The organism is Methyloglobulus sp. (genome assembly GCF_040079455.1).
Classification (GTDB): Bacteria; Pseudomonadota; Gammaproteobacteria; order Methylococcales; family Methylomonadaceae; genus Methyloglobulus.
Genome location: NZ_JBEBKJ010000102.1, coordinates 1 through 10608, shown reverse-complemented (window position 1 = coordinate 10608; position 10608 = coordinate 1). Strand labels below are relative to the sequence as shown.

General features: G+C 43.4%; 9 protein-coding genes. 5 read left to right on the top strand and 4 right to left on the bottom strand.

The annotated features are described in order from the left end of the window. From ABL924_RS16445 to rapA, 3 genes are all read right to left on the bottom strand, one after another. Positions 1-240 (bottom strand): hypothetical protein (locus ABL924_RS16445; protein ID WP_349028187.1); only part of this gene is annotated, 240 nt, incomplete at its 3' end. Between the two features lie 72 nt (positions 241-312). Next, positions 313-978 carry a hypothetical protein gene (locus tag ABL924_RS16440; protein WP_349028186.1) on the bottom strand — a complete coding sequence of 222 codons (666 nt, stop codon included), beginning with the start codon at positions 976-978 and terminating at the stop codon, positions 313-315. A 432-nt stretch (positions 979-1410) separates the two neighbouring features. Further along, positions 1411-4230, bottom strand: a complete 2820-nt coding sequence (gene rapA / locus ABL924_RS16435; protein WP_349028185.1) for an RNA polymerase-associated protein RapA — start codon at positions 4228-4230, stop codon at positions 1411-1413. Between the two features lie 461 nt (positions 4231-4691). Here rapA and ABL924_RS16430 point away from each other — a divergent pair, with 461 nt between their 5' ends. The 3 genes from ABL924_RS16430 (at position 4692) to ABL924_RS16420 (ending at position 7504) form a co-directional block, all read left to right on the top strand. Continuing rightward, complete coding sequence (locus ABL924_RS16430) at positions 4692-5009, top strand: glycine zipper 2TM domain-containing protein (RefSeq protein ID WP_349028184.1); 318 nt, start codon at positions 4692-4694, stop codon at positions 5007-5009. 131 nt (positions 5010-5140) lie between these two features. Continuing rightward, on the top strand, positions 5141-5590 hold the full coding sequence (locus tag ABL924_RS16425; RefSeq protein ID WP_349028183.1) for a hypothetical protein: 450 nt from the start codon (positions 5141-5143) through the stop codon (positions 5588-5590). A gap of 879 nt (positions 5591-6469) precedes the next feature. After that, positions 6470-7504: a fatty acid desaturase gene (locus tag ABL924_RS16420; protein WP_349028182.1), complete on the top strand. Its 1035-nt coding sequence runs from the start codon at positions 6470-6472 to the stop codon at positions 7502-7504. A 17-nt stretch (positions 7505-7521) separates the two neighbouring features. Here the strand turns inward: ABL924_RS16420 and ABL924_RS16415 are convergent, their stop codons facing one another. After that, complete coding sequence (locus ABL924_RS16415) at positions 7522-8208, bottom strand: O-methyltransferase (RefSeq protein WP_349028181.1); 687 nt, start codon at positions 8206-8208, stop codon at positions 7522-7524. A gap of 157 nt (positions 8209-8365) precedes the next feature. Between ABL924_RS16415 and ABL924_RS16410 the strand changes: the two genes are divergently transcribed. Both ABL924_RS16410 and ssb read left to right on the top strand, forming a co-directional pair. After that, positions 8366-9727, top strand: coding sequence for an MFS transporter (locus ABL924_RS16410; protein ID WP_349028188.1), 1362 nt, complete (start codon positions 8366-8368; stop codon positions 9725-9727). A gap of 56 nt (positions 9728-9783) precedes the next feature. Next, on the top strand, positions 9784-10284 hold the full coding sequence (ssb, locus tag ABL924_RS16405) for a single-stranded DNA-binding protein (protein ID WP_349028180.1): 501 nt from the start codon (positions 9784-9786) through the stop codon (positions 10282-10284). The last annotated feature ends 324 nt before the right edge of the window (positions 10285-10608 follow it).

Genomic DNA, 10608 nt, shown 5'->3' with positions numbered 1-10608 from the left:
ATTATCTTCAATCCATTTTATTAATAATACTACTGCATCTTCTTTTCTAAAAAAGCTAAGTAAAACACATGCATCTACATATCCAGAGAAACCTTCTATTTCAAGATTCCGTATTTTTTTCTGATCTTCTTCCTTCTTTATTTTCTCTTTAATTATATTGTTATGCGCATCATTCAAGAAATTTATCACACTAATAAAAATAACTAAATATAACAATAAATATATAATGTATGTATTCATAGTATTAAGCTTGAAATGTGACTGGATTAAGGGTTATAAAGTCTATCTGAGAATTCGTGTCATACTCGCTCTCTACACCAAATTATATTCGCTTTGAAGCCAAATTAATTTTTGTTTTATCGAATGGTTATCTTTGGAAATTTTTTGTAATTCATTTTGTACTAAATCAGTTAACTTGGCTTTTAGGTTTTTGTCATCATCTTCATAAAGAATATTTAAAAACTTACTTCCATCTTTGTCTGTTTTAATTAGCCCTGCAAAGTCGTCTGAAGTATTATTGCTTTCGTTGAGCATTTCTACTATATTACTGTCTAATATAATTCTTGGATATTTGGCCAATGTCATTTCATCATTATATGCCTTTACCAAACCATTCCCAAATAAAATGCCATTTTTATGATATACATTTCCACATGCAATTGCGCCTCTACACAGAAATCCTTTTCTAATTAATAGTTGACTAAATTTCAAAGCGTTTAGCGATACGATAATTGCTGCATGTTCTAATCCTGAAAAGACAATTGAATCAGAAAAAGCCATTATTTCGTTCTCTATACCTTTAAAGTCTTTATAAAAACCAGAAGAATAGTGCCAATCAATTTCTTTCTTTATATCAGATAAAGCATCCAGAATATCTCTCGCCCTTGATACATCATCCAGTGCGTTTTTAAATCCAAGAATATCAATAAAAGCAACTGCACTCTTCTCGTAGATTTCGTTTTGGTTGTAATTATTCACCTTATCACTATCCTCAATTTAACTACGTATATAATTCAACCTACAATTTCCATTCCTTCCCGTATGCCGCGCCGAGCATCGGAGCATTTATCGGGAATGGCCCGTAGGGGTGCGGCAGGGATGCCGCACGTTGTCAAATGGACCTTTTGACAACCCTTGGTAAATGCGAGAAGCGCAGGGATTAAGCGGCATCTGGGTCGCCTTTTCTTTGGATACTTTCTTTTGGCGAAGCAAAAGAAAGTATCTCGTCCGTGGGTACGAGAACCCACATTAAAAATAATCGTCGCGTTAGCGACACATTTAACATTCACATCCCTGTGTTCTGGATTCCGGCAATCCCTGCCGGAATGACGATTTTCTAATTTAGGAAAATTGGTGGGGTATAAGTCCTTCGACAAGCTCAGGACGAACGGAGCTTGTTCACAAACATTCCTAACTCGTAATCAAAAACCTAACCGCATCCAACCTAATCTGCGCTGTCTGTATATGTTCATGCGCCAACAAAGTCATATCTTTAAGGTATTCGATTTCATCGGCTTTGATGGTTGGATTGACTTTTTTAAGCCGCACCAGCCGCTTGATTTCAGCGGAAAGCGATTCCAGCATGGTTTTGGCGGCATCATCAATCAATGATTGCATTTCAGTTTTAGCGCTTCCTTCTGCAAGTGCCAGCATCTTGGTGATATGTTCGCGCTGGTTGTTGATGAATTCGACGATTTTTTGTTGATCGAATGACGTGCGGTTTGTTATCAGGCTGCGGTGTTCTATTGCTGGTGTCAAATCTTTCAAATTCTGGTCAATGAGGATACGGATGGGCGTTGCAGGTAGGAATCGGCCTATTTGCAGTTGCGCGGGGGCGCTGCATTCGACAATAAACAGGCATTCCAGCAAAAACTGGCCGGGTTTCAGGTCGTTGTTGCGCACAACAGTGATTGTCGCATTGCCGGTTTCGCTGGACAGCACTAAGTCCATCGCTGCGGTTACGGTGGGATGTTCCCAGGTGAAAAACTGCATATCTTCACGCGCCAGGGCGATTTGGCGGTTTACGGTGACTGTTATGCCGTCTTCCTGTAAACCCGGAAACCCGGACACCCGCATGTGGTCGCCGGGCGTGATGATAAAACAGTCCGGCGAATGGAATTCAGTTTCCACACCGTAACATTCAAACACGTCTTCCAGGTAAGGCCAGAGCGTCCCTTGCTTTTCCAGGCTATTTACTTGGTCTATTAATTCCATGGCCTCTTCTGGTCGGCAGGAATTCAGTTCCAACAGCAGGTCACGGCCATTTTGTAATTGTGTTTCTATGTCGGAATTCAATTCTTGTGTGTTAGAAATCAAATCAGCGATAGCTTCATGATTGGGGTTAGCCAAAACAGCCATCAACTCTTCATGCAGGATTTCAGCAACCCGTGTCGCTGCGGAGTTGTTGAGGTGAAAGGCGTCCAAGGCTTCGTCATACCATTGATAAAGGACTTCTTCCTTGGAATTATCGAGGTAAGGGATGTGAATCTGGATGGTTTCCTTTTGCCCGATGCGGTCCAGTCGTCCGATGCGTTGTTGCAACAAATCGGGGTTTTCCGGTAAATCAAACAAAATCAAATGATGGGCAAACTGGAAGTTACGGCCTTCACTACCGATTTCTGAGCAAATCAACAAACGTGCCGCGCTGTCTTGGTCGGCAAAGTAGGCCGCAGCGCGGTCGCGTTCGATAATCGACATGCCTTCATGGAACACGGCAGCAGCAATGCCGGCGCGGTTCTTCAAGGTTTGTTCCAAAGAAATCGCCGTTTGTGCATATTTGGTAATCAGCAGGGCTTTTTGCCCAGCAAGTTGCCGGACTTTTCCGACCAACCAGCGATAACGGGGGTCTTGCTCCCAATCGGACTCATTCGCTTCTCCACTTAAAGGATAAGCATGGCGCTTACGTTCCGGGAAACCGCGTACGGTTTGGCGCGAATTCCTGAACAAAATCCGCCCTGTGCCGTGATGATCGACCAGGATATTCAGTAAGGTATCACGGGCTGTGGCAGATTCTTTGGGATCATTCAGGTTGTTAAGCAGCGATGCAACATTATCTTCTTTAAGCAATTCAGCCAATTTTGCCTGCACTTCGACAGTTAAAGCTTGGTTGCCCAACAGCAATTTCGCGGCTTCGGCAACGGGTTCAAACTGCTTTTCTTCATCTACAAATGCGGAAAAGCTGTAAAAGCGGTCGGCATCCAGTAACCTCAAACGGGCAAAATGGCTTTCCTGGCCTAATTGTTCCGGCGTTGCTGTCAATAAGATAAGGCTAGGTGAAAGTAGCCCCAATTGCTCGACAAATAGGTATTCTGGGCTTGCGGATTGTTGATTCCACTCAAGATGGTGGGCTTCATCGACAATCACCATATCCCACTCAACGTCGATTGCCTGTTTTTGGCGATGCGGATGTGCAGAGAAAAACTCCTGACTGCATAAGATACATTGTTCATTGGCAAACGGATTAATCCGCTGGAAACCGGGGATATTGTCGTCTTCCGGATCAAAGCCGTCATCACCCGATTCTTCTAAGCAACGGACTTCATCGAAAATGCTAAAGCGCAGGTTGAAACGCCTGAGCATCTCCACCAGCCATTGGTGCAATAGGCTTTCTGGGACGATAATGAGGATGCGCTTGCTCAAGCCATTGATAAGCCGTTGATGGATAATCAAACCCGCTTCAATCGTCTTGCCCAAGCCCACTTCATCCGCCAACATGATTCTTGGTGCAGCTCGGCTGGCGGCTTCGTGGGCAATGTAGAGCTGGTGTTGGATAAGGGAAGTTCGCCCGCCCAGCAACCCTTTTACGGGCGACTGTTGGTGCTGTTGTAAGTATTGCCAAGTTTGGTAACGCAATAAAAACCAGGCGCTTGGGTCAATTTGCCCAGTAAACAGTCGATCCTGCGGTTTATTGAACTGTATGTTATGGTTCAGTTCAATTTCTTCCAGGTAGATTTTCTGGCCGGATTTATCTTTGCCAACATAAGTTATTAATCCATCTTCTTCAATCAGATTAGTGACTGTGATTTTTTCTTCATCAACGGATTCAATAACATCACCGACGGCGAATTTTACGCGGGTTAAGGGAGCGTTATCGCTGGCGTACATACGTTTTTCGTTGCTTGCCAAAAACAGCACGGTAACGCGCTTAAATTCGACTTCAAGGATAAGGCCTAAGCCAAGTTCAGATTCATTGCTGCTGATCCAGCGTTGTCCGGGGATGAAATTGTTCATTTAATGGAGATGTCGTGTATTTAAAAGAGTGTGGGCAGAATTATTATTTGAATAACGCACTATTTTGTTTCTATTTTTGTGAGAGCTAAAGTACCGTAGCTTTGATTCTATGCGAATTTTGGGTAAGCAAATACCAATAATTGCCATTATACAGTAGCTATGATGGTTTCATGATTGGGCTGATTACAAGGCATTATTTTTAGCTTATTGATTAGGCTTTGTGAAGCACTAATCCAGTTCGTCACCAGATTTTCGAGAAGGCGGTAAGCTTCCGTAAATTCAGCGCTTACGGTTTAAAACCTAATCCGTCTTAACCAATAATTAGCAAGATAAAAGAAGCCAGAAAATTTTTTTTCAGGGAGCCAAAGTTTAAGTGATCGTTAAGTTCTCTCCATATATGATGCGCTCGTAAAAGTGCAAGATAGACAGTACAACAAACAATCAACTTACATAAGGATAAAATGAAAAAGTTAATTTTATTAGGACAAATCACAGTGCTGGTAATGCTGTTTGCCAATGTTTCGTATGCGTCTGGTGGTGGTAGGGGGCATGGACACGGGCATCATAGGCATCACGGAAATGACTATAACCAGCAAGGCAATTATTATGGACCGCCACCACCCCCAGTTTATAGGGATGGTCGTTCCCATCAAGGTTTGGCGGGTGGTGTAGTTGGCAGCGTACTGGGTTATGAGCTGGGTAATGGCCATCCTTTAGCTGCCGGTATTGGCGCGGCTGCGGGTTCATTTCTAGGCAATGAGGTATCTGGCAGACGTTAAAAAATTAAAATTGTTGTATTTAGTTTTGTTGTTAAGCAACCATTCATGTTCAATCAGTAAAATGATCGCCAAGCTTTAAGGAATGCATTTATTTTTAACAATATTCACAATAACTAAATAGGATTAATGCCATGAAGAAATTACTTTATTTAAGTCAGTTAGCAGTTTTGGCGGTTTTGTTTTCTTCCGCTGCGTTTGCGGACGACGATGATTGGGGTAGGCATGGTGGTTACGGCCATCATGGTTGGGGACATCATGGGCATCATGGTGGACACCATGGCCATCATGGTTGGGGTCATCATGGAGGTGGTTACAGACCTCAAGTGAATAACTACTACCCGCAACCACAGGCGAATTATTACTACCAGCAACCGCAACAGTATTACCAACAACCACAGCAGTATTATCAGCCACAACCTCACTACCAAGGTGGATATGATAACCGCTCACATCAAGGTTTGGCAGGTGGTGTAGTAGGGACAGTATTTGGATATGAGCTGGGTAATGGACACCCGCTAGCAGCCGGGATTGGTGCAGCAGCAGGCTCGTTCTTAGGAAATGGAGTGGGTTGGCGCTACTAGGATGTGTCAGGGATAAGCCGTCAGCCCGCCAAGGAGTAGGCGTTTTTGAGATCTGGTTTAGTTTTATAGCCAAGCTAGACTAGATCTCTCTTTTATATTTTTCCTCTGTAAACGACAAAAACTCAAGAAAGTTGATATGGCGCATTGAAATGTAATTCAATGCTGCATTTTGTTGTGCAGACATAAAAAGCGGTCAATTGCAGGTCAACTAACGGGCAGCCATCTTTGCTGGACGCACAAGGTCGGCGATTGTAAATACGATTGTGTGTTGCCCATCAAAGTCAAAACACATTAGCGAAAAGCCCGAAGCTTTTTAGGGTGCGGGCTGGATTGTATCCGTGCCGGATTGTTTAACGTCTTTTCAAGGGCGCTTAAGCCACTTAGAAATTTGTTTTTATTACTGGTCCCCAGTGCCACCCCCAGCACTTTCTATAGAGGTGCTGCTAACAGCCAGTTAATTTTTGTCATGTACAGAGAAAAATAGCTTAAGTGCTGAGTACAAAGCCAACAGAGCCATCGATTGGTAGCCTGGTCTTTGAATATTCGATTTTTGTTCAAGCAAAAATCGAAACAGGGGTAATAAATATTAAATCCATTATTCCTTATTCTCGTCAAATGAGGCAGAATAGCGTCTGAGTATACCGCCCGAAATTACCCACACTTACTTTCCCGCAGATTACTTTAACCTACAGCCGTTTTTTGGTTTTTATCATGCGCTTGAGTAATAGGATTTCCTTGCTGTGTTTCGTATAGCCAGTCTGCGGACTTCTCTGTTAAATGTTCGATTCGAACAACCATTACGTATGGAAAAGAGTAGCCATATTAAAAATTTCAACTTCTTTTTTTCGTATGCCACAGAAACTTAGCAGTCTCGAAGTAGTGCCAACTACAATTGTCGAAAATAACCAGCCTAACCGGAAAGACCTAATCCAGGCATTATCAATCTACGCACAACCGGATTACCGCAAGGCATTAGTCCAAATATCCAATACTTTCATACCCTATGTGGGCTTATGGGCGTTGATGATATATACCGTCGTACAAGGTTTATCTATTTGGATAACCTTACTGATATCGATAGCGGCAGCTGCCTTTTTGGTGCGATTGTTCGTGCTTTTCCACGACTGCTGTCATGGCGCATTTTTCCCTTGGCGATTGGGTAATCGCTTGTTCGGCTATATTGCGGGGGTTTTAACTTTCACGCCTTACGAAGATTGGCAGCGCAACCACGTTATTCATCATGCTAATTCAGGGGATTTGGATAATCGTGGCATAGGCGATGTTTGGACGCTAACCGTGGCCGAATATCTGGAAGCGTCAAGACCTAAACGTTTTGCCTATAGGGTTTTTCGTAATCCCTTGGTGTTATTCAGTATTACGCCGCTTATTCTGTTTGTGATTGTCCATCGGTTTCCTAGTTCGGGTGCCAAAAAGCGTGAAAATTATAGTGTTATGTTAACCAACGTCGCTATTGCTGCCCTTATTCTCGTGATGAGCTTAACCATAGGGTTTCAAAATTATCTGTTAATGCAGTTTCCGATTATTTTACTGGCTGCTAGCGTTGGCACATGGTTGTTCTACGTTCAACATCAATATGAAGATGTGTATTGGTCACGCAATGATGGTTGGGATCTGACCCGCTCAGGCTTGGAAGGCAGTTCTTATTATCAACTGCCCGTCGTATTGCAATGGATAGTCGGCAATATCGGTTTGCATCATATTCATCATGTCCGGGCCAATATCCCCAACTACAATCTGCAACGTTGTTTCAATGAAATACCGGTATTGCAGTCCGTTACGCCACTCACCTTACGGAAAAGTTTTCAATCGCTCTGGTTGAACCTATGGGACGAAGAAGCGCAAAAACTGGTGAGCTTCAAGTCGATAAAAGCCATGCCGCGAGGTAAAAGTTAAACAAGCAAAGCATAAAGCTACAGCTTCTTACGGGCAACGATAACCCCGTCACGGGTTGGATTGATGAAGGTGTCAAAGTCGGGATCAGCAAATATTTGCTCATTATGATCACGAATAGCTTCTGTCCAGCCTGGAACGACATCTTCGTACTCGGCCATAGCTACGCGTCCATGCCACAATACGTTATCAGCAATATATAATCCCCCTGGACGAATGCGATTTTTTGCCATTTGCCACACTTCGGGATAATCACCTTTATCGACATCGTTATAACAGATGTCGAATGTACCCTCAGTCTGTGCAAAAATTGCTTGCGCCATTCCTGTGTGAAAATCAACCTTATCCCATACATTAGCTGCACTGAGAAATTTCTGGGCTTGCGCTTTGTTGAGCGGGTCGCCATCGGTGCAAATCACTTGCCCTTGCTCACTTACCGCTTTGGCAAACCAGTAAGCGGAATAACCATAGCCGCTGCCAAACTCAAATATGCGTTTGGCATTGATAGACTTTGCCAGAGTTTCCAGGAACGCACCCACTAAACGGTCAACAATAGGGAAGTTTCGTTCTCGTGCTAAGTTTTCCATGGCTGTTAATACGGGATGATCGGTTTTACTGAGCAAGCCGAGCATGTATTTTTCAATCGCCGGATTAACCGGAATAAGTAACGCGGGATTAGGCAGGGTAGGGGATTGAATGTCAGTCATTTTGATATTCCTATTGGAGTTAAGCAGATGCCGAGGTATGAAGCTAACAAAGATTGTTATAATGCAGAGATTGTAAGCTTTAAAAAGTTTCCTACAACCCATTAAACGCTATTCAAGGAGCGCGTGCTTGACAGAAGTACAGGATATAACCAGCCCGATGACGGCATCAGAACGTCGGGCAACTTGGTCTCTTGCCAGTATTTACGCCTTGCGGATGCTAGGTTTGTTTTTGATTATGCCGGTAATGTCGCTATTTGCCGAGCAAATGGAAGGTTCCACACCGTCGTTGATCGGATTGGCTATCGGCATTTATGGCATGAGCCAAGCTTTATTGCAAATACCTTTTGGCTTAGTGTCTGACCGCATTGGCAGGAAGAAAATTATTGTTTTTGGGCTGTTACTATTTTGTTTTGGTAGCGTGATTGCGGCACTTTCAACCAGTATTTATGGAATTATCTTAGGGCGTGCCGTGCAAGGTTCTGGCGCAATTGCGGCACCGGTGATGGCGTTGTTGGCGGATTTGACGCAAGAAGTGCATCGCACCAAGGCCATGGCCTTGATCGGTGCGAGTATAGGTGTTTCTTTTGGCGTGGCGATTGCGGCGGGACCAATTATTGCAGGATTCATCGGCATACATGGCATTTTCTGGTTGATTGCCGTGTTGTCTTTATTGGCGATTTTGGTGATTATCTTCCTAGTGCCACAGCCACAACAATCAAAAAAACACCGAGATGCCGAGCTTGTTTCGGGGGCATTTTTTCAAGTATTAAAAAAACCTGAGTTGTTACGATTAAATTATGGCATCTTTGTTTTACATGCCATCTTAATGGCAAGTTTTGTCGTCGTGCCGTTATTGATGCGCGATGCTGGCTTATTACCTGCCGAACATTGGAAAGTCTACTTGCCCGTATTTGTCGCCTCGTTTGCGGTGATTATTCCATTTGTGATCTTGGCTGAAAAAAAACGCAAAATGAAGCCGGTGTTTTTAGTGGCGATTCTAATTTTGGTACTGGCTGAGCTGGGTTTAATGCAGTTCAGTAGCTCATTATTTGGCATCATCGGATTTCTGTGCTTATTTTTTAGCGGCTTTAATTTGCTGGAAGCCACACTACCATCCCTGATTTCCAAAACTGCGCCTGGCGATTTACGCGGTACCGCGATGGGTATTTATTCGACGTGCCAGTTTTTGGGTGCTGGCATCGGCGGCAGTATGGGTGGCTGGTGTTATGGCGAATACGGCGCAAAGGGCGTGTTCCTGTTCTGTGCTTTAGCGGCTCTAAGCTGGTTGTTGTTGTCATTTAGCATGACACCACCGCGCTATTGGGCAAATCTGTTGATCTCGCTGCAATCTGTTACTGAGCAACGGGCGGATGAATTTACCTCGGCAATGCTTAAGCTTAAAGGGGTTGAGGATGTCACCTTGCATTATGAGGAAGGCGTGGCTTATCTGAAAGTGGATAATCAGCAATTAGATCGGCAAAAATTACAATCGTTGATTACACAATATACCCATAAATGATAAGGACGTTTCCCTGATAAAACCCATTACCATAATTGAATAAATGAGGAAAACACATGCTAAATAAAGTGACGTTGATAGGAAACCTCGGTGCAGACCCCGAAGTTCGTTTGATGCCCAGTGGCGGTTCTATAACCAGTATCAGGCTCGCCACGACAAGTCGCTGGAAAGATAAGCAATCAGGGGAACGCAAAGAGGCGACAGAATGGCATAGGATTGTTTTTTTTAATCGTTTAGCGGAAATAGCTGGTGAATATTTAAAGAAAGGAAGCCAAGTCTATGTCGAAGGTCGTTTGCAAACCCGTAAATGGCAAGGACAAGATGGACAAGACCGTTACACGACCGAAATTCTGGCTCAAGAACTGCACATGTTGGGCAGTCGTAGCGGGGGAACGGGCAATTTTGGAGCTGAACAAGGTCAAAATACCAACTATTCGCCTGCTGCTGCACCGGCGAGTAATCAATATCAACCTGCAACACCACAAAATAATCCAAGTGCAATGTCGCCACCCCCGCCGCCGGATTATGATGATTTTGACGACGACATTCCTTTCTAATTAATTGTAAAATAATGCATTAATATTGCCGCTAGAAATAGTGGGCAGTGCTTATCCCCTCAGTAAAAACGCTCTATATCGAAGCCTGTTTCAATTAATAAATTGAAAAGGGAGAATTTATAACGCTAAACTCTACCCCTTATCATCACATACCTGGACAAAAACAATATTTGTCCAGGTATGTGATGAGATAAATCCTCTTCTTCCTCCAAATAGGAATACAAAAATAATTTATTTTAACAAGCCTCTCACGATGCCTTGAATATATTCTTAAGTAAAATCAATGGCTAATAAAATTTCCATCTAGAAATATTAATATTGTCT